This is a genomic window from Pseudomonas sp. GXM4, assembly GCF_008923895.1.
GTDB classification, from domain to species: domain Bacteria; phylum Pseudomonadota; class Gammaproteobacteria; order Pseudomonadales; family Pseudomonadaceae; genus Aquipseudomonas; species Aquipseudomonas atacamensis.
This window is the reverse complement of sequence record NZ_WBRZ01000023.1, coordinates 1-24,445: the sequence shown is the minus strand read 5'-3', so window position 1 is coordinate 24,445 and position 24,445 is coordinate 1. Positions and strand designations below refer to the sequence as shown.

Genomic DNA, 24,445 nt, shown 5'->3' with positions numbered 1-24,445 from the left:
GACACCTCGGTCGGCCCCCTCTCCCTCTGGGAGAGGGCTGGGGTGAGGGTCGCCCTTAAAAGCCGATCGAACTTCCAGCCTCACGCCCGCCTCATAGCTAACAAGCCCCCCATTCCGGTCACGACATGGATCTTGTTATTGCCCGACCTGAAGGTCTCTACTGCCCCGCCGGTGATTTTTATATCGATCCGTGGCGGCCGGTCGAGCGTTCGGTGATCACCCATGCCCATGGCGATCACGCGCGCACCGGTAATCAGCACTACCTGTCGAGCAGCGCCAGCGCCGGGATTCTGCGCGCGCGTCTGGGTCAGGACATCCAGTTGCAAACCCTTGATTACGGCCAACGCCTGACACACCACGGCGTGACCTTGAGTTTTCACCCGGCCGGGCATGTCCTCGGTTCGGCGCAGGTGCGCCTGGAATACGGCGGCGAAGTCTGGGTCGCATCGGGCGATTACAAGGTCGAGCCGGATGGCACCTGCACGCCATTCGAACCGGTGCGCTGCCACACGTTCATCACCGAATCGACCTTCGGCCTGCCGATCTATCGCTGGCAGCCGCAGGCGCAGATCTTCGCCGAGATCAATCAGTGGTGGGCGGCCAATATTGCCGCCGGTAAGGCCAGCGTGTTGTTCTGCTATTCCTTCGGCAAGGCGCAGCGGATTCTCCACGGCATCGACGAAACCCTCGGGCCGATCCTCAGCCATGGCGCGGTCGAACCGCTGAACCGCGTCTACCGCGATGCCGGCGTGTACCTGCCGCCGACGATCTATGCGGGCGACGTAAAAAAAAGCGATCCGATCATGCGCCAGGCGCTGGTCATTGCTCCGCCGTCGGCGGGCGGCAGCACGTGGATGCGCCGTTTTGGCGACTTCAGCGATGCCTTCGCCAGCGGCTGGATGCGCTTGCGCGGGACCCGGCGGCGGCGCGGCGTCGATCGCGGTTTCGTCCTCTCCGACCACGCCGACTGGCCCGGCCTGCTCTGGGCGATCAATCAGACCGGCGCGGAACGGGTGATGGTCACCCACGGCTCGATCGGCGTGCTCGTGCGCCATCTGCGCGAACAGGGCCTGGATGCACAAGGCTTCACCACCGAATACGGCGATGACGAAGACGACAACATCGCCAGCGAACCCACCGTTGCCGAGACATCGCCATGAAAGCCTTCGCCGAGTTATATGCCGAACTCGACGCCACCACGTCGAGCAACGCCAAGCTGGCGGCGATGCAGGTGTACTTCGCACAGGCCGCGCCAGCAGATGCCGCATGGGCGGTGTATTTCCTTTCCGGCGGGCGGCCGCGACAACTGGTACCGGTGCGCATCCTCCGAGAGCTCGCGGTGGAAGTTTCGGGGCTGGAGCCATGGCTGTTCGAAGAAAGCTACCAAGCCGTCGGCGATCTGGCCGAGACCATTTCTCTGGTGCTGCCGGAAAATTCCCACAGCTCCGAGGCCGGTCTAGCCGAATGGATTGAACACAGACTCCTGCCACTGCGCGGCGAAACGCCGGAGTATCTGGCGCGGCAACTGCCGATGTTGTGGGCACAACTGGATCGGCCGAGCCTGATGCTGTGCATCAAGCTGATCACCGGCAGTTTCCGCGTTGGCGTGTCGAAGCTGCTGGTCACCCGCGCCCTCGCCTCGATGGCGGGACTGGACAGCAAACGCGTGGCCCAGCGTCTGGTCGGGTACACCGATCTGTCGAACCGGCCCAACGCCGCGAGTTATTTGAAACTCATCGCCCCGGAATCCGCCGACGAACATGCCCAGCGCGGCGGTCAGCCCTACCCGTTCTTTCTTGCCCACGCCTTGTCGCAACCGGTCGAGGAATTCGAAGCCCTGCTCGGCCCCGCCAGCGACTGGCAGGTGGAATGGAAGTGGGATGGTATTCGCGCGCAAGTGGTCAAGCGCGACGGCAAGCTGTGGGTGTGGTCGCGCGGCGAGGAACTGGTGACCGAGCGCTTCCCTGAATTCGATGTGCTGGTCCACGGCTTGCCCGACGGGACAGTGATCGACGGCGAAATCGTCGTGTGGAAGAGTACCCATCCGACTACTGAAGATGCCTTCGATCCGCAATCCGATGAGCCGCCGGCCGTGCAACCGTTCGCCCTGCTGCAACAACGCATCGGTCGCAAGACGCTCGACAAGAAGATTCTCGAAGAAGTGCCGTTGGTGGTGCTGGCCTACGATCTGCTGGAATGGCAGGGCGAAGACTGGCGCAACCAGCCGCAGGTCAAGCGACGGGCGCAACTCGAAGAGGTGATCGCGCGCTGCAACAGCCCGGTACTGCTGCCCTCCCCGGTATTGACCGGCGAGGACTGGTTCGACCTTGGCCGCCAGCGCGAAGCGTCACGCAAACTCGGCGTCGAGGGCATGATGCTCAAGGCCCGCGATTCGCTGTATGGCGTCGGCCGGACCAAGGACATGGGCGTGTGGTGGAAGTGGAAGGTCGACCCGTTCAGCGTCGACGCGGTGCTGATTTATGCCCAGCGTGGACACGGCCGTCGCGCCAGTCTGTACAGCGATTACACCTTCGCCGTGTGGGACGGTCCGCCGGAATCCAGCCAGCGCTCGCTGGTACCGTTCGCCAAGGCGTATTCGGGGCTGACCGACGAAGAGATGCGCCAGGTCGACAGCATCGTGCGCAAAACCACGGTGGAAAAATTCGGCCCGGTGAGCAGCGTGAAACCGAGCCTGGTGTTCGAACTGGGCTTCGAAGGCATCGCCCTGTCGCGCCGACACAAGAGCGGCATCGCCGTGCGCTTCCCGCGCATGCTGCGCTGGCGCAAGGACAAGACCGTCGAAGAAGCCGACAGCCTCGCTACCCTGCAAGACTTGTTGGCCTGACCCCTTTTCACTGATCGTTCCCACGCTCTGCGTGGGAATGCAGCCCGGGACGCTCTGCGTCCCCCCAGAGCCGAACGCGGAGCGTCCGTTGATGCATTCCCACGCAGGAGCGTGGGAACGATCAGTCATCGGGGATAAATCCCCTCGCCACAGTTTTTCCCTGCTCTGAGCTACCCGTGTGATCCGAAACAGTGCATGCAAACAGCAATGCCCGTTTCCGGGCATTCAACTACCCTTGCCTCTCTGCACTCGACCTTTTAAAACACCTGTTCGGCACTCTGGTTCGGAAATTGCTACTTTCTATAGGTCGTAAGCGTTGCAGTAACAATAATTCTGCGCCACAAGCGCTCATATTGGTTCTTAGGGATTGAATAATGAAAAAAGCATTGCTGACCCTTTCTGCACTGGCGTTGTGCATGGCCGCCGGCTCCGCGCTGGCCAAGGAATACAAAGAGCTGCGCTTTGGCGTTGACCCTTCGTACGCACCGTTCGAGTCGAAAGCGGCCGATGGCAGCCTGGTCGGGTTCGATATCGATCTGGGCAACGCGATCTGCGCCGAACTGAAGGTCAAGTGCAAATGGGTCGAAAGCGATTTCGACGGCATGATTCCGGGCCTCAAGGCCAACAAGTTCGACGGCGTGATCTCGTCGATGACCGTGACCCCGGCGCGCGAGAAGGTCATCGACTTCTCCAGCGAACTGTTTTCCGGCCCGACCGCTTACGTGTTCAAGAAAGGCTCCGGCATCACCGCCGACGTCACTTCGCTCAAGGGCAAAACCGTCGGTTACGAGCAAGGCACCATTCAGGAAGCCTACGCCAAAGCCGTGCTGGACAAGGCTGGCGTGAAAACCCAGGCCTATCAGAACCAGGATCAGGTGTATTCCGACCTGACCTCCGGCCGTCTCGACGCCGGTATCCAGGACATGCTGCAAGCCGAACTGGGCTTTCTGAAGTCGCCCAAAGGCGTTGATTATGAAATCAGCCAACCGGTCGACAGCGAATTGCTGCCAGCCAAAACCGCTGTCGGTATCAAGAAAGGTAACACTGAGCTGAAAGCACTTTTGGATAAAGGTATCAAAGCGTTACACGACGACGGCAAATACGCCGAGATTCAAAAGAAACACTTTGGCGACCTGAATCTGTACAGCGGCAAATAATGCCCCGGCGCCCATCCTCGATGGGCGCCTTTTCCATCCGCTCAGGTTGCTGATTTATGTTTGAAACCCTCCTGCAAAATCTGGGGCTGGCCTCGTTCAGTCTGCAGGGCTTCGGCCCATTGCTGCTGCAAGGCACCTGGATGACCATCAAATTATCGGCGATGTCGCTGCTGGTGGCCGTGTTGCTCGGCCTGCTCGGCGCCAGTGCCAAACTGTCGAAAGTCAAATTGGTGCGCCTGCCCGCGCAGCTCTACACCACGCTGATTCGCGGCGTGCCGGATCTGGTGCTGATGCTGTTGATCTTCTACAGCCTGCAAACCTGGCTGACGTCACTGACCGACTACATGGAATGGGAATACATCGAAATCGACCCGTTCAGCGCCGGCGTGCTGACGCTGGGCTTCATTTATGGCGCGTATTTCACCGAGACCTTCCGTGGCGCGATCCTCGCGGTGCCGCGTGGTCAGGTCGAAGCCGCCACCGCGTACGGCCTCAAACGTGGCCAGCGTTTTCGCTTTGTGGTGTTTCCGCAAATGATGCGCTTCGCCCTGCCGGGCATCGGCAACAACTGGATGGTCATGCTCAAGGCCACCGCGCTGGTGTCGATCATTGGCCTCGCCGATCTGGTCAAGGCAGCGCAGGACGCCGGTAAAAGTACCTATCAACTGTTCTACTTTCTGGTCCTCGCCGCCTTGATTTATCTGCTGATCACCAGTGCTTCGAACTTCATCCTGCGCTGGCTCGAACGCCGCTACGCCGCCGGTGCCCGGGAGGCCGTACGATGATCGAACTTCTCCAGGAATATTGGCGCGCCTTCCTTTATACCGACGGCCAGAACATCACCGGACTGGCAATGACGATGTGGCTGCTGACCGCCTCGATCTGCATCGGCTTCATCGTCTCGATTCCGTTGTCGATTGCCCGCGTCTCGCCGCACTTCTACGTTCGCTGGCCGGTGCAGTTCTACACCTACCTGTTCCGTGGCACGCCGCTGTATATCCAGTTGCTGATCTGCTACACCGGCATCTACAGCCTCGCCGCCGTGCGCGAACAGCCGATCCTCGACAGTTTCTTTCGCGACGCGATGAACTGCACGATCCTCGCTTTCGCGCTCAATACCTGTGCGTACACCACGGAGATTTTTGCCGGGGCGATTCGCAGCATGAATCATGGCGAAGTCGAAGCGGCCAAGGCTTATGGCCTGACCGGCTGGAAGTTGTACGCCTACGTGATCATGCCGTCGGCCTTGCGCCGTTCGTTGCCTTACTACAGCAACGAAGTGATCCTGATGCTCCATTCGACCACCGTGGCGTTCACCGCGACCATTCCCGATATCCTGAAAGTCGCGCGGGATGCCAACTCGGCGACCTTCCTGACCTTCCAGTCGTTCGGCATCGCCGCGCTGATCTACCTGACCATTACTTTTGCGCTGGTCGGTCTGTTCCGCCTTGCCGAACGCCGCTGGCTGGCCTTCCTCGGGCCGACTCACTAGCACCGGTTTGACAATAAAGAGATAACAATGCGCCACCAGATTCATGACTTGCTGGCCCCGCTGCCAGGGACCGCACGGCAGATTCACAGTTTCCACTTCGGCCCACAGCAGGCCAAGGGCAAGGTGTACATTCAGGCCTCGCTGCATGCCGACGAACTGCCGGGCATGCTGGTCGCCTGGCACCTGAAGCAGCGTCTGGCCGAGCTGGAAGCTGCCGGCCGCCTGCGCAGCGAAATCGTCCTCGTGCCGGTGGCCAACCCGGTCGGCCTCGAACAAGTGCTGATGGACGTGCCGCTGGGCCGTTACGACCTCGAGAGCGGGCAGAACTTCAATCGCTGGTTCGTCGACCTCAGCGAAGAAATCGGCAACGCCATCGAAGGCCAACTCAATGACGATGCGCAGCACAACCTCGAACTGATCCGTGCCAGCCTGCGCAGTGCCCTCGACCGTCAGAAGCCGACCACACAACTGCAATCCCAGCGTTTGACCCTGCAACGCCTGGCCTGCGATGCCGACATGGTGCTGGACTTGCACTGCGACTTCGAATCGGTAGTGCACCTGTACACCACGCCCGAAGCCTGGCCGCAGGTCGAGCCGCTGGCGCGCTATATCGAAGCCCAGGCCAGTCTGCTCGCTACCGATTCCGGCGGGCAGTCGTTCGACGAATGCTTCACCCTGCTCTGGTGGCAACTGCGCGAGCGCTTCGGTGAGCAGTTCGAGATTCCGCTGGGCAGCTTCTCGGTGACCGTCGAATTGCGCGGTCAGGGCGACGTCAATCACCCGCTGGCCAGCCGCGATTGTCAGGCGCTGATCGATTACCTGATCCAGTTCGATGCCATCGTCGGCGAGACCAAGCCGCAACCGCCACTGCCGTACCCGGCCACGCCGCTGGCCGGGGTCGAACCGGTGACCACGCCAGTCGGTGGCCTGCTGGTGTACTGCGCCACGCCCGGCCAATATCTGGAAGCCGGCCAGCAGATCGCCGAAATCATTGACCCCGTCCACGACAAGGTCACCCCCATTCATTGCACCGTCGCCGGCCTGCTGTATGCGCGCTCGCTGCGGCGCATGGCCACTGCCGGCATGGTCATCGCCCACGTCGCGGGCGCCGAAGCCTATCGCAGCGGCTACCTACTTTCGCCTTGAGGATGCTCGTCCATGTACAAACTGACCGTTGAAGGCCTGCACAAAAGCTATGGCGATCATCAGGTGCTCAAAGGCGTTTCGCTCAAGGCCAAAACCGGCGACGTGATCAGCTTGATCGGCGCCAGCGGCTCGGGCAAAAGCACCTTTTTGCGCTGCATCAATTTCCTTGAACAACCCAATGACGGCGCCATGAGCCTTGATGGCCAGGCGATCCGCATGGTCACCGACCGCCACGGCATGCACGTCGCCGACGCCGATGAACTGCAACGCCTGCGCACGCGGCTGGCGATGGTGTTCCAGCATTTCAACCTGTGGAGCCACATGACCGTGCTGGAAAACATCACCATGGCCCCGCGCCGGGTGCTCGGTTGCAGCAAACAGGAAGCCGAGGATCGCGCCCGACGTTATCTGGACAAAGTCGGCTTGCCGGCGCGGGTCGCCGATCAATACCCGGCGTTTCTGTCCGGCGGCCAGCAACAACGCGTGGCGATCGCCCGGGCACTGGCGATGGAACCGGAAGTGATGCTGTTCGACGAACCGACCTCGGCACTCGACCCGGAACTGGTCGGCGAAGTGCTGAAAGTGATTCAGGGTCTGGCTGAGGAAGGCCGGACGATGATCATGGTCACCCACGAAATGAGTTTTGCGCGCAAGGTCTCGAATCAGGTGCTGTTTCTGCATCAGGGTCTGGTGGAAGAAGAAGGCGCGCCGGAAGACGTGCTGGGCAACCCCAAGAGTGAACGCCTGAAGCAGTTCCTCAGCGGCAACCTGAAATAATGCCGTACACAATTCCCCTGGAGCTGCCGAAGGCTGCGATCTTTTGACTCTGCCTCAAAGATCAAAAGATCGCAGCCTCGTTTCACTCGTCAGCTCCTACAAGGGAATCGCGTTGTTTTAAACCTTTGGTCTGTTGCTGTGGTCTCTGAAACAACACCTCCAGAGCGCACGCAGCCGGCATGGCGAAATCCCCCGACTTTGCAAAAACCTGGTTCAGCGCTCGCGACTGGAAGCCGTTCGCCTTTCAGAAACAGGTATGGGCGGCGGTGAAAAACGGTGAGTCCGGATTGCTTCATGCCAGCACCGGCGCCGGCAAAACCTATGCGGTGTGGTTTGCCGCGCTCAACCGCTTCGCCCGCCTGCAACCGCCCGTGGCTACACCGCGCAAACGCAAACCGCCGGCCGAGCCGTTGACAGTGCTGTGGATCACGCCGATGCGCGCCCTCGCCGCCGATACCGCCCGCGCGCTGCAAAGCCCGGTGGATGATTTACAGATTCCGTGGTCCATCGGCCTGCGCACCGGCGATACCAGCAGCAGCGAACGCGCCCGCCAGGGCCGACGTCTGCCGACCACACTGATCACCACACCGGAAAGCCTGACTCTGCTACTGGCCCGCGCCGATGCGCGCACGGCGTTGTCGACCCTGCGCATGATCGTCGTCGATGAATGGCACGAATTGCTTGGCAACAAGCGCGGCGTGCAACTGCAACTGGCCCTCGCCCGCCTGCGTCATTGGCAGCCGGAACTGATCGTTTGGGGCGTGTCCGCCACCCTCGGTAATCAATCCCACGCCGAGCAAGTGCTGATCCCACAGGGCGGCGGCGTCAGTGTCCAGGGCAAAAGCGAAAAAACCCTGCAAGTCGACACCCTGCTGCCACCGGCCATCGAGCGTTTTCCCTGGGCCGGCCACATCGGCCTGAAGATGCTGCCGCAGGTGGTGGCCGAACTTGACGCCTGTGCCAGCAGCCTGGTATTCACCAACACCCGCGCGCAATCGGAGATCTGGTATCAGGCGCTGCTGGAAGCGCGGCCGGACTGGGCCGGGTTGATCGCGCTGCACCACAGCTCACTGTCCCGCGATACCCGCGATTGGGTCGAACAGGCGCTGAAGAATGGCCAATTGAAAGCGGTGGTGTGCACCTCGAGCCTGGACTTGGGAGTGGATTTCCTCCCGGTCGAGCGCGTGCTGCAGATCGGCTCGGCGAAAGGCGTCGCACGTTTGATGCAACGTGCCGGCCGTTCCGGCCACGCGCCGGGGCGCACCTCGCGGGTGACGCTGGTGCCGACCCACAGCCTGGAACTGATCGAAGCGGTCGCCGCACGGGATGCCGTCGAGCAACGGCGCATCGAGCCGCGCCTGTCACCGCACAAGCCGCTGGATGTGCTGGTCCAGCATTTGGTCAGCATGGCCCTTGGCGGTGGGTTTATTCCTGAAGAATTGTACGAAGAAGTCCGAGGCGCCTGGGCCTATCGCGACCTGACAGCGGCGGATTGGGCCTGGGCGCTGGCGTTCGTACGCCATGGCGGGATGTCTCTTACAGCGTATCCGGATTACCGCCGGGTCGAGCCGGACGAACACGGCGTCTGGCGTGTGCCGGATGCGCGCCTGGCGCGGCGCCATCGCATGAGCATCGGCACCATCGTCAGCGACGCGAGCATCAACCTGAAATTCTGGAGCAAGGGCGGCGGCGGCAAACAACTGGGCAGCGTCGAGGAAGGCTTTATCGCGCGACTGAAACCCGGCGATGGTTTCCTCTTCGCCGGCCGCCTACTGGAACTGGTGCGGGTGGAAAACATGACCGCCTACGTCAAACGCAGCACCGCAAAAAAAGCCGCCGTGCCGCGCTGGAATGGCGGGCGCATGCCGTTATCCAACGAACTGGCCGAAGCGGTGGTCACGCGCTTCAGCGCCGCTGCTCAAGGTCAATTCAAAGGCCCGGAAATGCACGCGTTGCGGCCGCTGCTGGAGACGCAGATACGCTGGTCCGGTTTGCCCACCACGGAAAATCTGCTGGCCGAGGTACTGAAATCCCGCGAAGGCTGGCACCTTTTCCTCTATCCGTTCGCCGGGCGCCAAGTGCATCTGGGACTGGCGAGCCTGCTGGCATGGCGCGTCAGTCAGCGGCAACCGGTGACCTTCTCGATTGCCGTGAATGACTACGGCCTGGAACTGCTCAGCGCCACGCCGGTTGATTGGGCCGCGCATCTCGACGCTCACCTGTTCAACGCCGATGACCTGTTGCTGGATGTGCTGGCCAGTCTCAATGCCGGTGAACTGGCGTTGCGCCGCTTCCGCGAAATCGCGCGGATCGCCGGGCTGGTCTTCGCCGGGTATCCGGGCGCACCGAAAAGCACCCGCCAGGTGCAGGCGTCGAGTGGCTTGTTTTTCCAAGTGTTCAAACAATACGACGCCGACAACCTGCTGCTGGCCCAGGCTGGGGAAGAAGTCCTACGCGAGGAACTGGATATTCGTCGTCTGGAACAGACATTGGAGCGCATCAATCAGATGAAACTGGACGTGCATCAGGTTAAACGTCCTACACCGCTGGGCTTTCCACTGCTGGTGGAGCGGATGCGCGAGAGCATGAGTTCGGAAAAGCTGGCTGACAGGATCAGACGAATGGTCGGTGACCTGGAAAAAACCGCTGATAATGGAAAATCGTCGTGAGTGCGTACCCAGTGCGTTTGGCCGGTGAGGAGTTGTGGCTGCTGCCGGAGAAAGCCCTGTACTGGCCAGCGCAGGAAGCATTGCTGATCGCCGATGTGCATTTCGGTAAGGCGGCGGCCTATCGCAGCCTCGGCCAGCCGGTGCCGCATGGCACAACGGCTAGCAACATCGAGGTGATCGACGCGTTGCTGGCGCGGTTGCCGTGTCGCCAGTTGATCTTCCTCGGGGATTTTCTGCATGGGCCTGGCTCACATGTCCCGACCACGCTGAATGCGCTGGCAGAGTGGCGCGCACGGCACGCTGACCTGCCGATGACACTGATTCGCGGCAACCACGACAAACGCGCAGGCGACCCACCAGCCTCGCTGAATATTCGCGTGGTGCCAGAGCCGCTGTTACTCGGGCCGTTTGCCTTGCAGCATGAGCCCGATGCGCATCCCGAACGGCACGTGCTCGCCGGCCACGTTCACCCGGTCTATCGGCTGCATGGCAAAGGTCGGCAGAGTCTGCGCCTGGCTTGTTTCAGACTCGGTGAGCGCATCAGCCTGATGCCGGCATTCGGTGCGTTCACCGGCGGCTATCAGGTCGAGCGCGACGACAGTTGCAAAGTCTTCGTGATCGGCGACAACGAAATATGGCCCGTCAGCTAGATCGCAAATCGATCAGACTGACGGGCCATATTCATCACAGTCGGTCAGGCAACAGGCGCCGGAGGCGGCTCGTCCGGCAGGGTCGGTTCGCCTGGTTCGGTCGGTTGTTCATTGGGAGTATCGGGATCGGGCTGGCCGGGCACGCCGCCGGACAGGCTCAAAGACGGATGCGCCAATAACGACCAAGCCAGAATGCCTATCTGATTGGGCTCAAGCCTTGCCAGTTCAGCGCTGATTCGCGGGTCGATCTTCATAGGGCACTCCTCAGTGAAGGCCCGAATTTGTGTGTAACAAAAACGGGCAGTACACCCCATAGAGTGTCTGCCCGCCAAAGAATTCCCGACATCCGTCGGATGGTCGATCAGGTACGCGGCAACGTCACACCACGCTGGCCCTGATATTTGCCGCCACGATCCTTGTAGGAAACTTCACATTCTTCATCGGATTCGAGGAAGAGCATTTGCGCCACGCCTTCGTTGGCGTAGATTTTCGCCGGCAGATTGGTGGTGTTCGAGAACTCCAGCGTCACATGACCTTCCCACTCAGGCTCGAGCGGAGTGACGTTGACGATGATGCCGCAGCGGGCGTAGGTGCTTTTACCCAGGCAGATGGTCAGCACGTTGCGCGGAATGCGGAAGTACTCGACGGTGCTGGCCAGGGCGAAGGAGTTCGGCGGAATGATGCAGACGTCGCTGTGGATGTCGACGAAGCTGCCGGCGTCGAAGTTCTTCGGGTCGACAATGGCCGAGTTGATGTTGGTGAACACCTTGAAGTGGTTGGTGCAACGCACGTCGTAGCCGTAGCTCGACACGCCGTAGGAAATCACCCGGCTGTCGTCGCTGCCGCGCATCTGGCGCTCGACGAACGGTTCGATCATGCCGTGTTCCTGCGCCATGCGGCGAATCCACTTGTCCGATTTGATGCTCATGGCGGGTTTGTCCTGAATAGCGAGGTGGAAAAATTCTGTCCGGCATCTTACCGGGCGCGTCGCCGCGATCAAAGTGCGCAACGCAATTCTCGGCGAACACCCCGTATTTACGCGATGTGGCGACGAACCGTCGCACCGCCGATCCCTAAAACACAGAATCCTTTGCAAGAAACATTGGCACGTTCCGGAAAAAGGGTTAAGGTGGCGTCACTGTGTTGCTTGTGTCACTGAGAATCTCTACACGATATGTTGAATTTCGATCCAACCATCTACAAGAATTTTTCCTGCTCTTTGCACTCAGTCTCGGCCAGGGTTCTTCCTGAGTCGCAGTTATCTTTGTTCAAGGAGTTACACCATGTCTAATCGCCAAACCGGTACCGTTAAGTGGTTCAACGATGAAAAAGGCTTCGGCTTCATCACTCCACAATCCGGTGACGACCTGTTCGTTCACTTCAAAGCTATCCAATCCGACGGCTTCAAAAGCCTGAAAGAAGGCCAACAGGTTTCTTTCATCGCTACCCGCGGTCAGAAAGGCATGCAAGCTGAAGAAGTACAAGTTATCTAACTTGTAGCTTCTTTAGAAAAGAGCCCCGCCCTTAAAAGCGGGGCTTTTTTGTGGGCGCCTGTTTTGTTCAGGCAAAAAAAATCGCAGCTCGAAAGGCTGCGATTTTTTGTTTGCGCTTACCAAGCCACGCCAAACCCTGCGGTATAACGGGTCTTGTTCAGATCCGCATCGTTGGTGCCACTGATGATGTCGCGCTCGGCCTTGAGGTTGAGCGAGGCCCAGTCGGTGACCTTGTAGCGCAGGCCCAGCTCGGCATCCAGTGCGTAATCGGCAACGCCCGAGAGCGGCTTGCCGACTTCGCCATTGGTGAAGAACTCGACCTTCTTGCCGATCAGGTAGCGGTTGTAGTCCCACTTCATCGCGACGGAATAGAAGTTGTCCTTGCTGCCATCGCGGTATTCATAGTCGGTGCGGTTGAGCAACGAGCCCAGCGAGAACGCGCCGAGTTCGTCGTCCCAGAACTGGTAGCCCGGACCGGTACCGACCACGCGCTGACGCGCCAGCTCTTCGATGTGATCACGCTTGTAGTTGATCCGCCCCTGCCAGAACCACTGATCGGTGAGGAAACGGTCGAGGGAGTATTCGGCGCGCCAGTTGTTGGTGGTGGTTTCCGCATCCTGGACTTCGCGGTTGTACTCACCCTCGCCGGTATGGCGCCAGCGGCCATGGCGAGCCGAAGTCTTGAAGGCAACGTCGTAATCGTCGGTGTCCTTTTCGGCACGCTGATAGTCCAGCGCCAGATCGACGTTACCCTTCCACACCAGGTCGGTGACGATCGGCTTGGGCTTGAGGATCTGCTGAATGCTCGCCAGCTCGACCGTCTTCGGCGCCTCGCCGTTGGCCAGGGTGACCTTGCCATCGTCGGCCGCCGTCAGCGACTTCGATACTTCACCGGCATAGGCGTCCTGCTTCACCAGCAGATGCTGATCGCTGTCGAGGGTCTTGACCTCTTTCCAGTCAATCGCCACTGCGCCGGCGTATTTGGTCTGGATCAACAGCTTGCCGCCGTCGAATACCGTGATAGTGCCACTCAGCTTGTCGCCGTTTTTCAACCAGACGGTGTCGGCAAGCAGGGGCGTGGACGCGCTGAAAACAGCAAGGCACAACAGGGTTCTGGGGAACATAAGCAGATCGGGGGCTCGGAGTTGGCGAAAAGGGTCGGCATTATCCGTAGGATTTTGCCCATGACAAGGACTGACCGGACTATTTCAATTGAGTTCATTTCTCAACTGCGCCACGAGCGATTACCCTTGTCGCCATCGTCACGCCAATGCTCAGGAGCCGCGTACGTGAAAGACCCGCTCGACAGCGTCGAAAATGATGCGCAAATCCGACGCACGGCACTCTACTCGACGCTCGCGCAAGTGCCTGAAGGCAAAGTCGTCAGTTATGGCCAGTTGGCCGAACTTGCCGGGCTGGGCCGCGCCGCGCGCTGGGTCGGGCGGACTTTGAGCCAGCTGCCCGGCGACACCAAGCTGCCCTGGCACCGCGTGCTCGGCGCCGGCGGACGCATCAGCCTGCCGGTCGGCAGCCCTTCCGGTGACGAACAACGTGCGCGATTGCGCATGGAAGGCATCACCGTCCAGAACAATCGTGTGGATATTCGGCGCCATGGCTGGCGTCCGGTAGAGCACAGCGGTTAGAGTGCGCGCTTTGTTTTCGCAATTTTGAGGCAGACTTCAGCCCATGCCCCGTAAAACCTGGCGCGCCGCGCTCGCCGCCTATGCCAGTCCTTCGACGCTCGTGCTGTTGTTGCTCGGTTTTGCCGCCGGCCTGCCGTACATGCTGGTGTTCTCGACGCTTTCCGTATGGCTGCGTGAAGCAGGCGTGGCCCGTGAAACCATTGGCTATGCCAGCCTGATCGGCCTGGCGTACGCGTTCAAATGGGTCTGGTCGCCCCTGCTCGACCAATGGCGCCTGCCCTTGCTGGGCAAGCTCGGCCGCCGCCGTTCCTGGCTGGTGCTCTCCCAGGCACTGGTGATTCTCGGGCTGATCGGTATGGGCTTCTGTGATCCGCAGAAGCATTTGTCCTGGCTGATCGCCATTGCCGTCGTCGTCGCCTTCGCCTCGGCCACGCAAGATATCGCGGTCGACGCCTATCGCCTGGAAATCGCCGATGACAGCCGCCAGGCCGCCCTCGCCGCCAGCTACATGTCCGGTTATCGCGTTGCTGCCCTGCTCGCCACCGCCGGCGCGCTGTTCTTCGCCGAAGGTTTCGGCTCAACCGGCTTCAACTATAAGCACGCGGCATGGACCGGCACCTATGTACTGTTTGGCGCATTGATGGTGCCCGCACTGCTGACCACGCTGTTCATGCGCGAACCACCGGTGCCGCTGCGCACGCAGTTGCAGGCCGGGCGCTACACGTTCATGCATCAACTGATGTCGGTGTTCGTGCTGATCGTTCTGCTGGTTTCCGTGCCGGCGATGTTCACCCAGCTGTACAACACCGATTTCGCTGGCGTGCTGTTCGGTGACATGAGCCCGCTCGATCTGCTGCTTGAAGACCGCGCCTTTCTGCGCGCCATCCTCTATATATTGCTCACCGGCATGTGTCTGTCGGCCATGGGCCGGCGCGGACTGGCGCCGGTACTCACGCCGGTGAATGACTTCATCCTGCGTTATCGCTGGCAGGCGCTGTTACTGCTGGGCCTGATCGCGACCTATCGCATGTCGGACACGGTAATGGGCGTGATGGCCAACGTGTTCTACATTGACCAGGGTTTCACCAAGGATCAGATCGCCAGTGTCAGCAAGATTTTCGGCCTGATCATGACCCTCGTCGGTGCCGGCATGGGTGGCCTGTTGATCGTGCGTTTCGGCATTCTGCCGATCCTGTTTATCGGTGGCGTGTCTTCGGCGGCGACCAACCTGTTGTTCGTCATGCTCGCGGACATGGGCCCGAACCTGCAGATGCTGGTGGTGACCATTTCCCTCGACAACTTCAGTTCGGGCCTGGCGACGTCGGCGTTCGTCGCTTACCTGTCGAGCCTGACCAACCTGAAGTTTTCCGCAACGCAATATGCCCTGCTCAGCTCGATCATGTTGCTGCTGCCGCGCCTGATGGGCGGCTATTCCGGCGTGCTGGTCGAGAAGTTCGGCTATCACAGCTTCTTCCTCATTACCGCCCTGCTCGGCGTGCCGACGCTGCTACTGATCGCGCTGCACTGGTTCCAGGAGCGCCGCCGCGAAGGACAAACACCGACGCCCGAGCCTGCACCGACGCCCGTCACCGAAGAATCGTAGGACGCTTCGCCAATGGCGGGAGGAATCCCGCCGCTGGCGCCTTCCGCCGGCCACACTTCTGTACGTCAGCAAAACTCGCCGGTACACTGCTCCGTCATTTCCAGTCATAGCAACCGACAACGGCCAACCATGCGCACCAGTCAATTTTTGCTCGCCACACAGAAAGAAACGCCTTCCGACGCGGTCGTGATCAGCCACCAGCTGATGCTGCGCGCCGGCATGATCCGCAAGCTTGCCTCGGGCCTGTACACCTGGCTGCCGATGGGCCTGCGAGTCATGCGCAAGGTCGAAGCCATCGTTCGCGAAGAGATGAACGCTGCCGGTTCTCTGGAAGTGTTGATGCCGAGCACCCAACCGGCCGAGCTGTGGCAGGAATCGGGGCGCTGGGAAGAATACGGCCCTGAGCTGCTGCGCATCAAAGACCGCCACGGTCGTGATTTCTGCGCGGGCCCGACCCACGAAGAAGTGATCACCGATCTGATGCGCAACGAGTTGAGCAGCTACAAACAGCTGCCAATCAACCTGTACCAGATCCAGACCAAATTCCGCGACGAAATCCGCCCACGCTTCGGTTTGATGCGCGGCCGCGAATTCATCATGAAGGACGCCTACTCCTTCCACGCTGATCAGGCGTCACTGCAGATCACTTATGACCGCATGCATGAAGCCTACTGCAACATCTTCACGCGTCTGGGCCTGAAATTCCGCCCGGTAGAAGCTGACAACGGTTCGATCGGTGGTGCCGGTTCCCACGAATTCCACGTGCTGGCCGAGTCCGGCGAAGACGATATCGTCTTCAGCAACGGCTCCGACTACGCGGCGAACATCGAAAAAGCCGAAGCGGTGCCACGGGAAACCTCGCGCCCTGCGCCAACCGAAGAACTGCGCTTGGTCGATACGCCTGACACCAAGACCATCGCGGCGCTGGTGGAAAAATTCAATCTACCGATTGAAAAGACGATCAAGACCCTGATCGTGCACGCCGAAGAAGAAGGCAAGCTGATCGCGCTGGTGATTCGTGGCGACCACGAACTGAACGAAATCAAGGCTGCCAACCAGCCTGGCGTGGCCAGCCCGCTGGTGATGGCCTCCGATGCCGAACTGCGTGACGCGATTGGCGCCGGCGCCGGTTCGCTCGGCCCGCTGAACCTGCCGTTGCCGATCATCATCGACCGCTCGGTGGCGATGATGAGCGACTTCGGCATTGGCGCGAACATCGATGACAAGCACTACTTCGGCGTGAACTGGGAGCGCGATCTGCCAGTTCCGACCGTTGCCGACCTGCGCAACGTCGTCGCCGGCGATCCAAGCCCGGACGGCAAAGGCACGCTGGAAATCAAGCGCGGCATCGAAGTCGGGCACATCTTCCAGCTGGGCAACAAATACAGCAAGGCGATGAAGTGCGAAGTGCTGGGCGAAAACGGCAAGCCGGTGACCCTGGAAATGGGTTGCTACGGCATCGGCGTATCGCGCGTGGTCGCCGCTGCCATCGAGCAGAACAACGACGCCAACGGCATCATCTGGAGCGACACCCTGGCGCCATTCCAGATCGCGCTGGTACCGCTGCGCTATGAAACCGAGCAGGTGCGCGAAGCCACCGACAAGCTGTACGCCGAACTGACGGCGGCCGGCTTCGAAGTGCTGCTGGACGATCGCGACAAGAAAACCAGCCCGGGCATTAAGTTCGCGGACATGGAGCTGATCGGCATTCCACACCGGATCGTGGTCAGCGACCGCGGCCTCGCCGAAGGCAACCTGGAATACAAGAGTCGTTCCGAAGCAGAGGCGCAAGCACTGCCGGTGGCCGATGTTGTGTCCTTCCTTCAGGCCCGTATCCGCCGCTGAAACCAGATAGAGACGTCATGTTCAAGCGAAACACCTTAGGCCTCGGTGGCGCCGCCCTGTGCGGCGCCCTGCTGGTCAGCGGCTGCGCCAATCACATGTCGCAACGCAGCGAGCACGAAGAGCGGGTCGAGCGAAAACTGCTCGATCACAGCCTGCAGATCGATGTCGGCGAGCCCAAGGTGCTCGAGCTGCCGCAGCGACGCGTGAAGATCAACGAGCAGAAGACTTTCGAAGTCACCGAGTTCGAGGTCACCCGTCGTTACGACCGCTACACGCCTTACCAACCCTGGCGCGAAGTCTACGAGATTCCGCTGGGAGCGGTGGCCGTGGTCGGTGGTGTCGGTGCGAACGTGGTCAACGTGTTTGCCCTCGGTAACCTGCCGGACAGCATCACCAAGGATTGGCTGAGCTACGGTTTTGCCGGGCTCAACCCGTTCATGAACGTGCAGTCCAATGGTCGCGCGCAGCAGAACCTCGCGGGCATCGACGAAGTCCAGCGCGACAAGCGCACGGAGTATTCGAGCCTGCCGTGGAGCGAACGACCGGTGCAGGTCAAGGCCGGCAAGCAGACATTCGACATGACCACCGACCGCAACGGCGTGCTGCGCTTGAATCTGCTCGACAGCCCTTTCGCCGAACATGACCTCAACCATGTTGGCCGCTTGCAGATCAGTGTCGAAGACGCCAAGGACGACGTACATACCGACTCGACCCTGATGCTCAGCGGCCACCTGCGCGGCAAGTTGATCGAGGCGCACGGGCTGATTTATGACGACCTGGAAGATGATGAGGTGAGCCAGTGGGTACACCGGGTCAAACGCCTGTCGGAGCTGGGCCTGGAAGAAGAAGCCAGCGAACTGGAGCAGAGTCTGATCGAACTGACCCGCAATGATCCTGAGTTGCAGACGGAGTTTCTCAAGTCTCTGGCCAAGGATGCCGGGCGTTTAGTGGCTGATCCGGGACCGAATTAAAGCTTAGAAGCTTCGCGAGCAGGCTCATTTCCCCAGAGGAATGCATTCCAACTGTGGGAGCGAGCCTGCTCGCGAAGAGGCCCTGCCAGGCGCCGCGAATCTACCGCTCAAACAACTCCATCTGCTCAAACCCGCCGCGCAGATCCTCCAGCCTCACTCCCACCCCCAACAGCCGCACCGGCTTGCCGCCGCGGTTGAACGCCTGCGTCAGCATCAACTGGTAACTGCCCAGGTCCCGCCCTGCCCCGGCCTGCTCCAGCGTGGTCTGGGTGAAATCATGGAATTTGACTTTGACGAACGGCTTGCCCGGTCGATAACTGCTGTCGATTCGGGCCATGCGGTTTTTCAAGGTATCGAGCAACTCGGGCAATTTGTCCAGGCAGCTGCGCAAGTCCGGCAGATCAACGTCGTAGGTGTTTTCCACGCTGATCGACTGACGCCGGCTGTCGTTGTGCACCAGCCGGTCATCGATTCCACGGGCGAGATTCCACAAGCGCTCGCCGAAACTGCCGAATTCGCGCACCAGCGCCAGCCTGCCCCACTCGCGCAGATGCTGGCAGTCAACGATGCCAAGCTTGCCGAGCTTGTCGGCGGTGACCTTGCCGACGCCGTGCAGCTTGCTCACGGGCAGACCACTGACGAACTCCTCGACCTGATCCGGGGTGATCACGAACAAACCGTTGGGTTTTTTCCAGTCGCTGGCGATCTTCGCCAGAAACTTGTTTGGCGCAACGCCTGCGGAAACGGTGATGTGCAATTGGTTGGAGACCCGGCGGCGAATGTCCTGGGCGATGCGCGTGGCGCTGCCGCCGAAATGCGCGCTGTCCGACACATCGAGGTAGGCCTCGTCCAGCGACAGGGGCTCGATCAGGTCGGTGTAATCGGCGAAGATCGTATGAATTTCTTTCGAAGCTTCGCGATAAGCCTCCATGCGCGGCTTGACGATGGTCAGGTCCGGACACAATTTCAACGCGTGACCGGAAGCCATGGCCGAGCGCACACCATAGGCGCGCGCTTCATAGTTGCAGGTGGCGATCACCCCGCGCCGATCCGCCGAACCACCCACCGCCAACGGCTTGCCGGCCAGACGCGGATCATCGCGCATCTCAATGGCGGCGTAGAAACAGTCACAGTCGATGTGGATGATTTTTCGCTGGGTCATGTCGGAAAAAGACAACGTGGCAAGCCGGAGCGGCAGTATCTCATTGGCACCTGTATATAGCACCAGTGGTTGAAGGTTCTTTTCTGACCGTAGGAGATTTCCGCTGAATTTATTTTTTCAATCACAGATCAAGGTGCAATAGAGCTGAAAGCCTTGCACCACCTGCCCTGCGCGCCGGTCGCCCGCCCGGAAAAGACGCTAAGCGCTTGAACCTCAACAGATTTATCCAGATCGACGGTTGACACACTCGCGAACCTCTGTAGAATGCCGCCACACAGACGCGGGATGGAGCAGTCTGGTAGCTCGTCGGGCTCATAACCCGAAGGTCGTCGGTTCAAATCCGGCTCCCGCAACCAAACATCAGAAAAGGCTACTCGAAAGAGTGGCCTTTTTTGTGCGCGTCTGTTTTGCAAACGGGCGCCCTGCTCAATCGCTAGCGAAACGGCAATTCGTTGCATTTCCGAAACTTACGCATCACCTGCGACCGTTTGCCGCGATTTCGCAGTTATTTGGCCCATTCCGGGATTAGCGGTTGACACCTCGTCGTTCGCCTGTAGAATGCCGCCACACAGACGCGGGATGGAGCAGTCTGGTAGCTCGTCGGGCTCATAACCCGAAGGTCGTCGGTTCAAATCCGGCTCCCGCAACCAAACATCAAAAAAGGCTACTCGAAAGAGTGGCCTTTTTTGTATCTGTTGAAAAAGTCCTTTCGCAACAATGATCTGTCACTGTGCAGTGAACCGCTGGGGATCATCAGAACCACTGACTTGCGACTATGCTTGAGTCGCAGACAGGGCTTCTGCAATCCAGGAACTGCCCTCGCCGATGCCCGACGAGAGGCGTAGTATTTTGTGATTATTTTTTTCTACAGGGATTGGTAACTTGGCTGGATACCTCCATCCTGTCGCGCACAATCCAAGAGGTGATTGATGCGCGCCAACTCGTCTGATCCACAAGACACCGTTACAGCAGAACAACCGATCAAACCCGAGCGTTTGCGCTGGCTGGATCGATTAAGCAAATACCGTCAGCCGATCGGTCTGGCCGTCACGTTGCTGCTGTTTGCCATTGCCCTGATTGCCTGCCGCCATCTGCTCGCCGAGCTCGATCTCGACGCGTTGCATGACTCGATTCTCGACGTGCCGAAACCCGCCCTGCTTGGCGCCATCGGTGCGACCGTGGTCGGTTTCATTATTCTGCTCGGCTATGAATGGTCGGCCAGCCGCTACGCTGGCGTGAAACTGCCGCCGCGCACCCTCGCCCTCGGCGGCTTCACCGCATTTGCGATTGGCAATGCCATTGGTCTTTCGCTGCTGTCCGGCGGCTCGGTTCGTTATCGTTTATATGCGCGACTGGGCGTCGGTGCGTCGGAAGTTGCGCACATGACGCTATTTGCCAGCCTCTCGCTGGGCTGCGCCTTGCCGCCACTGGCAGCGCTGGCCACGCTGAGCAACCTGCCCGCCGCCTCGCAAGCGCTGGGACTGTCCGAAGTCTTGCTCGGCTCCGTCGCCGCTGGCGTATTGATCCTCGGTGCTGTGCTGGCAATCGGCATCTATCGCCGTCGTCTGCCGGAACAACCCTACCCCGACAATCTTCTGGTCCGTGCCGGGCGGCGCACCCTGCGCCTGCCGGGTCGGCGTCTGACCTTTCTGCAACTGGTGATCACCGCCCTCGATGTCGCGGCTGCCGCCACCGTTCTCTACTTGTTGCTGCCGGAAGCGCCGCCGTTTGCGCCGTTCCTGCTTGTGTATCTGCTGGCGCTGGCCGCCGGTGTACTCAGTCATGTACCGGGCGGTGTTGGCGTGTTCGAGGCGATTCTGCTCGCCGCGTTTGCCGACAAGCTCGGCGCCGCGCCGCTGGCAGCCGCACTGCTGCTGTATCGCCTGATCTACGTGGTGCTGCCGCTGCTGGTCGCTTGCGTACTGCTGCTGATCAACGAAGGCCAGCGCCTGTTTCAATCCCAGACCATGCGCGCCGCGTCCGGTCTGGCCGCGCCGGTTCTGGCGGTGCTGGTGTTTCTGTCTGGCGTGGTGTTGCTGTTTTCCGGCGCGACCCCGGAGATCGACACGCGCCTGGAGCACATCGGTTTTCTGATCCCGCATCGCCTGGTCGACGCGTCGCACTTCGGCGCCAGCCTGATCGGCGTCCTCTGCCTGTTGCTCGCACAAGGTCTGCGCCGACGCCTGTCGGCGGCGTGGATGCTGACCACCATTCTGCTGCTGGTCGGCGCCCTGCTCTCACTGCTCAAAGGCTTCGACTGGGAAGAAGCCACGCTGATGACGTTTACGGCCGCGCTGCTCGGCGTGTTCCGCCGCTCCTTCTATCGCCCGAGCCGTTTGACCGAACTGCCGTTTTCGCCGCTGTATCTGGTCGCAAGCCTGTGCGTTCTGGGCGCTTCGGCCTGGTTGCTGCTGTTTGCCTATCAGGACGTACCCTACAGCCATCAACTGTGGTGGCAGTTCACCCTCGACGCTGACGCGCCGCGCGGTCTGCGCTCGCTGCTCGGTGCGGCGGTGTTGCTGGTGATCATCTCGCTGACCTGGCTGCTGCGCACGGCGCGCCCGGTGATTCACTTGCCGACGCCGGACGAACTGGATCGCGCGGCGAAAATCCTCATGGCCTCGTCGCAACCCGACGGTGGCCTCGCGCTGACCGGGGACAAGGCGTTGCTGTTTCATCCCAACGACGAGGCGTTCCTGATGTACGCCCGTCGTGGCCGCAGTCTGGTGGCGCTGTACGACCCGATCGGGCCGAGCCAGCAACGTGCGGAAATGATCTGGCAGTTCCGCGATCTCTGCGATATCCATCACACGCGCCCGGTGTTCTACCAGGTGCGCGCGGAGAACCTGCCGTACTACATGGACATCGGCCTGACAGCGATCAAGCTCGGCGAAGAAGCCCGGGTCGATCTGCTGCGCTTCGATCTGGAAGCCAAGGGCAAGGAGATGAAGGACCTGCGCTACACCTGGAACCGTGGCACCCGCGATGGTCTGTCGCTGGAAATCCATGAGCCGGGCCAGGCGCCGATGGACGAGCTGAAAGTGATTTCCGATGCCTGGCTGACGGGCAAGAACGTGCGCGAGAAAGGCTTCTCCCTCGGCCGCTTCAGCGACGATTACCTGAAGCATTTCCGCATTGCGGTGATTCGCTTCGAAGGCCGCCCGGTAGCGTTCGCCAATCTGCTCGAGACCTACAGCCACGACCTGGCCAGTCTCGACCTGATGCGCGCGCACCCGGAAGCGCCGAAGCTGACCATGGAATTCATGATGGTCGGCCTGATTCAACACTATAAGAGTCACGGATACGCGCGCTTCAGCCTGGGCATGGTGCCGTTGTCGGGGCTGCAACCCCGGCGCGGCGCACCGCTGACCCAGCGCCTGGGCTCGATGGTTTTCCGCCGTGGTGAGCAGCTGTACAACTTCCAAGGCTTGCGCCGTTTCAAAGACAAGTTCCAGCCTGACTGGGAACCCCGTTATATGGCCGTGCCCGCCGGACTCGATCCGCTCGTGGCACTGGCCGACACTGCTGCCCTGATCGCGGGCGGCTTGACTGGATTGGTGAAACGCTGATGATTCAACGCTCCCTGAAGTACATCCTGGCCGCCCTGCTGGTGCTGGCGGTGATTGCCGGCGGCGGTTACTGGTACCTCAAACGTCCGGCACCGGAACCGACCGTCGAACAACTGAAACCCGCCGATGGCACGGCCATGACCCGCGTGATCCCGGGCAGCAAGCCGAAGGCTCAGGTGCTGGTCGCCGTCACCGAAGAACAGAAGCTCTCCGAGAAACAACTGACCACCCTCAGCCGCAGCGCCTCGGCGCAGATCGTTCAGGTGATTCTGCCCAAGGACTGCCTGCTGCAAAGCCGCGCCCTGCAATCGGGCCTGCGCGAATTGAACGGCCCGGCCACTCTGGTCAGCGGCATCGGCCCAGGCGCTGTGCTGGCCTGGCGCTGGCTGGCGGAACAGAAAGACGACAAGGCCCAGGCCGTCTCCGTCGACCTCGCCCTGGAAAAAGGTGGCTGCACTCACCTATTGCCGAAATCCGCCGCCCACGGCCACTGGCTGGTGGCGTGGAACGATAACCCGGACGACGCCAGCGCAGGTTTCGTGCGCGATCAGCCGAACGCCGAAACCAGCATCAGTGACTACGACATCAACCTGCCGCAAGTGCTGAACAACGAACTGCGCAAAATCCTCGTCGGCGGCGACAAGGCCAACGGCGGCCTGGCGATCCCGGTCGTGGAAGTGCCGGCCGGTCAGGCCAACGACACCGTGACCCTGTTCCTTTCCGGCGACGGCGGCTGGCGCGACCTCGACCGCGACGTGGCGGGCGAAATGGCCAAGATCGGCTACCCGGTGGTCGGCATCGACACCCTGCGCTACTACTGGCAGCACAAGAGCCCGGAGCAAAGCGCGCTCGACCTCACCGAACTGATGCAGCACTACCGGCAGAAATGGGGCACCAAACGCTTCATCCTCACCGGTTATTCGTTCGGCGCTGACGTCTTGCCGGCGATCTACAACCGCCTGCCAGAGAACGAACAGCAACGCGTCGACGCGATCATCCTGCTCGCCTTCGCCCGCACCGGCAGCTTCGAAATCGAAGTCGAAGGCTGGCTGGGCAACGCCGGCAAAGAAGCCGCGACCGGCCCGGAAATGGCCAAGCTGCCAGCGGCCAAGGTTGTGTGCATCTATGGCGAAGAAGAGACGGATGAAAGTGGCTGCACCGACAAGACTGCTGTCGGCGAAGCGGTGAAACTGCCCGGCGGGCACCACTTTGATGAAAATTATCCAGCGCTGGCCAAGCGCTTGGTGGAGCTGATTCAGAAGCGCCAGAGCAAGGATTCGGTGGCTGAAGAGTGATCTGAAGCGCATCCACAAAAAGCCCCCGCAACTTCGCAGTTGCGGGGGCTTTTTACATCCCAACAGCCACCAAAATCCCTGTGGGAGCGAGCCTGCTCGCGAAAGCGGTGGGTCAGTTTACAGATTCG

Annotated in this window: 20 protein-coding genes and 2 tRNA genes; 18 read left to right on the top strand and 4 right to left on the bottom strand. The window is 60.8% G+C overall.

Translation table 11 applies throughout. The features are described from left to right. The first annotated feature begins 125 nt into the window (after positions 1-125). The 9 genes from F8N49_RS05785 to pdeM all read left to right on the top strand — a co-directional run bounded on the left by F8N49_RS05785 (position 126) and on the right by pdeM (position 10,736). Complete coding sequence (locus tag F8N49_RS05785; RefSeq protein ID WP_122704997.1) at positions 126-1,160, top strand: ligase-associated DNA damage response exonuclease; 1,035 nt, start codon at positions 126-128, stop codon at positions 1,158-1,160. Continuing rightward, a complete protein-coding gene (locus F8N49_RS05780; RefSeq protein WP_151550980.1) occupies positions 1,157-2,845 on the top strand; it encodes an ATP-dependent DNA ligase in 1,689 nt (562 codons plus the stop codon). Before F8N49_RS05785 ends, F8N49_RS05780 begins: the two co-directional genes overlap by 4 nt. 374 nt (positions 2,846-3,219) lie before the next feature. Beyond that, on the top strand, positions 3,220-4,002 hold the full coding sequence (locus F8N49_RS05775; RefSeq protein WP_071174589.1) for a transporter substrate-binding domain-containing protein: 783 nt from the start codon (positions 3,220-3,222) through the stop codon (positions 4,000-4,002). Positions 4,003-4,058: 56 nt separating this feature from the next. Next, positions 4,059-4,787, top strand: a complete 729-nt coding sequence (locus F8N49_RS05770) for an ABC transporter permease (RefSeq protein WP_016771383.1) — start codon at positions 4,059-4,061, stop codon at positions 4,785-4,787. Next, positions 4,784-5,494, top strand: coding sequence for an ABC transporter permease (locus tag F8N49_RS05765; RefSeq protein WP_041478064.1), 711 nt, complete (start codon positions 4,784-4,786; stop codon positions 5,492-5,494). The genes F8N49_RS05770 and F8N49_RS05765 overlap by 4 nt, the downstream gene beginning before the upstream one ends. A 27-nt stretch (positions 5,495-5,521) precedes the next feature. After that, positions 5,522-6,640 carry a succinylglutamate desuccinylase/aspartoacylase family protein gene (locus tag F8N49_RS05760; protein ID WP_071174588.1) on the top strand — a complete coding sequence of 373 codons (1,119 nt, stop codon included), beginning with the start codon at positions 5,522-5,524 and terminating at the stop codon, positions 6,638-6,640. A 12-nt stretch (positions 6,641-6,652) separates the two neighbouring features. Next, the gene (locus F8N49_RS05755) at positions 6,653-7,417 is read left to right on the top strand and encodes an ABC transporter ATP-binding protein (RefSeq protein ID WP_041478066.1); all 765 of its coding nucleotides are present in this window, start codon (positions 6,653-6,655) and stop codon (positions 7,415-7,417) included. Positions 7,418-7,596: 179 nt separating this feature from the next. Continuing rightward, positions 7,597-10,086, top strand: a complete 2,490-nt coding sequence (locus F8N49_RS05750; protein ID WP_151550979.1) for a ligase-associated DNA damage response DEXH box helicase — start codon at positions 7,597-7,599, stop codon at positions 10,084-10,086. Then, positions 10,083-10,736: a ligase-associated DNA damage response endonuclease PdeM gene (gene pdeM / locus F8N49_RS05745; protein ID WP_016771388.1), complete on the top strand. Its 654-nt coding sequence runs from the start codon at positions 10,083-10,085 to the stop codon at positions 10,734-10,736. The genes F8N49_RS05750 and pdeM overlap by 4 nt, the downstream gene beginning before the upstream one ends. 44 nt (positions 10,737-10,780) lie before the next feature. On the opposite strand, the gene F8N49_RS05740 is transcribed toward pdeM, so the two are convergent. Together F8N49_RS05740 and dcd are read right to left on the bottom strand one after the other, a co-directional pair. Continuing rightward, a complete protein-coding gene (locus F8N49_RS05740) occupies positions 10,781-10,990 on the bottom strand; it encodes a hypothetical protein (protein WP_071174586.1) in 210 nt (69 codons plus the stop codon). A gap of 107 nt (positions 10,991-11,097) precedes the next feature. Then, positions 11,098-11,664 carry a dCTP deaminase gene (gene dcd, locus F8N49_RS05735; protein WP_007940589.1) on the bottom strand — a complete coding sequence of 189 codons (567 nt, stop codon included), beginning with the start codon at positions 11,662-11,664 and terminating at the stop codon, positions 11,098-11,100. 355 nt (positions 11,665-12,019) lie between these two features. Here dcd and F8N49_RS05730 point away from each other — a divergent pair, with 355 nt between their 5' ends. Further along, complete coding sequence (locus F8N49_RS05730) at positions 12,020-12,229, top strand: cold-shock protein (protein WP_002554837.1); 210 nt, start codon at positions 12,020-12,022, stop codon at positions 12,227-12,229. A gap of 116 nt (positions 12,230-12,345) precedes the next feature. Here the strand turns inward: F8N49_RS05730 and F8N49_RS05725 are convergent, their stop codons facing one another. After that, positions 12,346-13,353 carry a DUF481 domain-containing protein gene (locus F8N49_RS05725; protein WP_024011896.1) on the bottom strand — a complete coding sequence of 336 codons (1,008 nt, stop codon included), beginning with the start codon at positions 13,351-13,353 and terminating at the stop codon, positions 12,346-12,348. 165 nt (positions 13,354-13,518) lie between these two features. On the opposite strand from F8N49_RS05725, the gene F8N49_RS05720 reads away from it, so the two are divergent. From F8N49_RS05720 to F8N49_RS05705, 4 genes are all read left to right on the top strand, one after another. Next, positions 13,519-13,872 (top strand): MGMT family protein, encoded by a 354-nt coding sequence (locus F8N49_RS05720; RefSeq protein ID WP_016771391.1) that lies wholly within the window; start codon positions 13,519-13,521, stop codon positions 13,870-13,872. A gap of 43 nt (positions 13,873-13,915) precedes the next feature. Beyond that, a complete protein-coding gene (locus tag F8N49_RS05715; protein WP_122505741.1) occupies positions 13,916-15,475 on the top strand; it encodes an AmpG family muropeptide MFS transporter in 1,560 nt (519 codons plus the stop codon). A gap of 129 nt (positions 15,476-15,604) precedes the next feature. Continuing rightward, entirely contained in the window at positions 15,605-17,320 is a 1,716-nt protein-coding gene (locus F8N49_RS05710; RefSeq protein WP_024011894.1) for a proline--tRNA ligase, read from the top strand. 17 nt (positions 17,321-17,337) lie between these two features. Beyond that, positions 17,338-18,291: a hypothetical protein gene (locus F8N49_RS05705; protein ID WP_071174583.1), complete on the top strand. Its 954-nt coding sequence runs from the start codon at positions 17,338-17,340 to the stop codon at positions 18,289-18,291. Between the two features lie 100 nt (positions 18,292-18,391). On the opposite strand, the gene dinB is transcribed toward F8N49_RS05705, so the two are convergent. Then, positions 18,392-19,453, bottom strand: coding sequence for a DNA polymerase IV (dinB, locus tag F8N49_RS05700; RefSeq protein WP_071174711.1), 1,062 nt, complete (start codon positions 19,451-19,453; stop codon positions 18,392-18,394). A gap of 279 nt (positions 19,454-19,732) precedes the next feature. Between dinB and F8N49_RS05695 the strand changes: the two genes are divergently transcribed. The 4 genes from F8N49_RS05695 to F8N49_RS05680 all read left to right on the top strand — a co-directional run bounded on the left by F8N49_RS05695 (position 19,733) and on the right by F8N49_RS05680 (position 24,317). Then, positions 19,733-19,809: transfer RNA gene (locus F8N49_RS05695), tRNA-Met, on the top strand. Between the two features lie 217 nt (positions 19,810-20,026). Further along, a tRNA-Met gene (locus F8N49_RS05690) sits at positions 20,027-20,103 on the top strand. 279 nt (positions 20,104-20,382) lie between these two features. Continuing rightward, positions 20,383-23,022 (top strand): bifunctional lysylphosphatidylglycerol flippase/synthetase MprF, encoded by a 2,640-nt coding sequence (gene mprF / locus F8N49_RS05685; RefSeq protein ID WP_151550978.1) that lies wholly within the window; start codon positions 20,383-20,385, stop codon positions 23,020-23,022. Continuing rightward, positions 23,022-24,317 carry a virulence factor family protein gene (locus F8N49_RS05680; RefSeq protein WP_151550977.1) on the top strand — a complete coding sequence of 432 codons (1,296 nt, stop codon included), beginning with the start codon at positions 23,022-23,024 and terminating at the stop codon, positions 24,315-24,317. The genes mprF and F8N49_RS05680 overlap by 1 nt, the downstream gene beginning before the upstream one ends. Positions 24,318-24,445: the final 128 nt, after the last annotated feature.

Coding starts and splice junctions, on each gene's coding strand:
- F8N49_RS05765 (WP_041478064.1), top strand. CDS start 4,784: ATGATCGAACTTCTCCAGGAATATTGGCGCGCCTTCCTTTATACCGAC.
- F8N49_RS05775 (WP_071174589.1), top strand. CDS start 3,220: ATGAAAAAAGCATTGCTGACCCTTTCTGCACTGGCGTTGTGCATGGCC.
- F8N49_RS05740 (WP_071174586.1), bottom strand. CDS start 10,990: ATGAAGATCGACCCGCGAATCAGCGCTGAACTGGCAAGGCTTGAGCCC.
- F8N49_RS05730 (WP_002554837.1), top strand. CDS start 12,020: ATGTCTAATCGCCAAACCGGTACCGTTAAGTGGTTCAACGATGAAAAA.
- dinB (WP_071174711.1), bottom strand. CDS start 19,453: ATGACCCAGCGAAAAATCATCCACATCGACTGTGACTGTTTCTACGCC.
- F8N49_RS05770 (WP_016771383.1), top strand. CDS start 4,059: ATGTTTGAAACCCTCCTGCAAAATCTGGGGCTGGCCTCGTTCAGTCTG.
- F8N49_RS05760 (WP_071174588.1), top strand. CDS start 5,522: ATGCGCCACCAGATTCATGACTTGCTGGCCCCGCTGCCAGGGACCGCA.
- mprF (WP_151550978.1), top strand. CDS start 20,383: ATGCGCGCCAACTCGTCTGATCCACAAGACACCGTTACAGCAGAACAA.
- F8N49_RS05780 (WP_151550980.1), top strand. CDS start 1,157: ATGAAAGCCTTCGCCGAGTTATATGCCGAACTCGACGCCACCACGTCG.
- F8N49_RS05785 (WP_122704997.1), top strand. CDS start 126: ATGGATCTTGTTATTGCCCGACCTGAAGGTCTCTACTGCCCCGCCGGT.
- F8N49_RS05710 (WP_024011894.1), top strand. CDS start 15,605: ATGCGCACCAGTCAATTTTTGCTCGCCACACAGAAAGAAACGCCTTCC.
- dcd (WP_007940589.1), bottom strand. CDS start 11,664: ATGAGCATCAAATCGGACAAGTGGATTCGCCGCATGGCGCAGGAACAC.
- F8N49_RS05750 (WP_151550979.1), top strand. CDS start 7,597: ATGGCGAAATCCCCCGACTTTGCAAAAACCTGGTTCAGCGCTCGCGAC.
- F8N49_RS05680 (WP_151550977.1), top strand. CDS start 23,022: ATGATTCAACGCTCCCTGAAGTACATCCTGGCCGCCCTGCTGGTGCTG.
- F8N49_RS05725 (WP_024011896.1), bottom strand. CDS start 13,353: ATGTTCCCCAGAACCCTGTTGTGCCTTGCTGTTTTCAGCGCGTCCACG.
- F8N49_RS05755 (WP_041478066.1), top strand. CDS start 6,653: ATGTACAAACTGACCGTTGAAGGCCTGCACAAAAGCTATGGCGATCAT.
- F8N49_RS05715 (WP_122505741.1), top strand. CDS start 13,916: ATGCCCCGTAAAACCTGGCGCGCCGCGCTCGCCGCCTATGCCAGTCCT.
- F8N49_RS05705 (WP_071174583.1), top strand. CDS start 17,338: ATGTTCAAGCGAAACACCTTAGGCCTCGGTGGCGCCGCCCTGTGCGGC.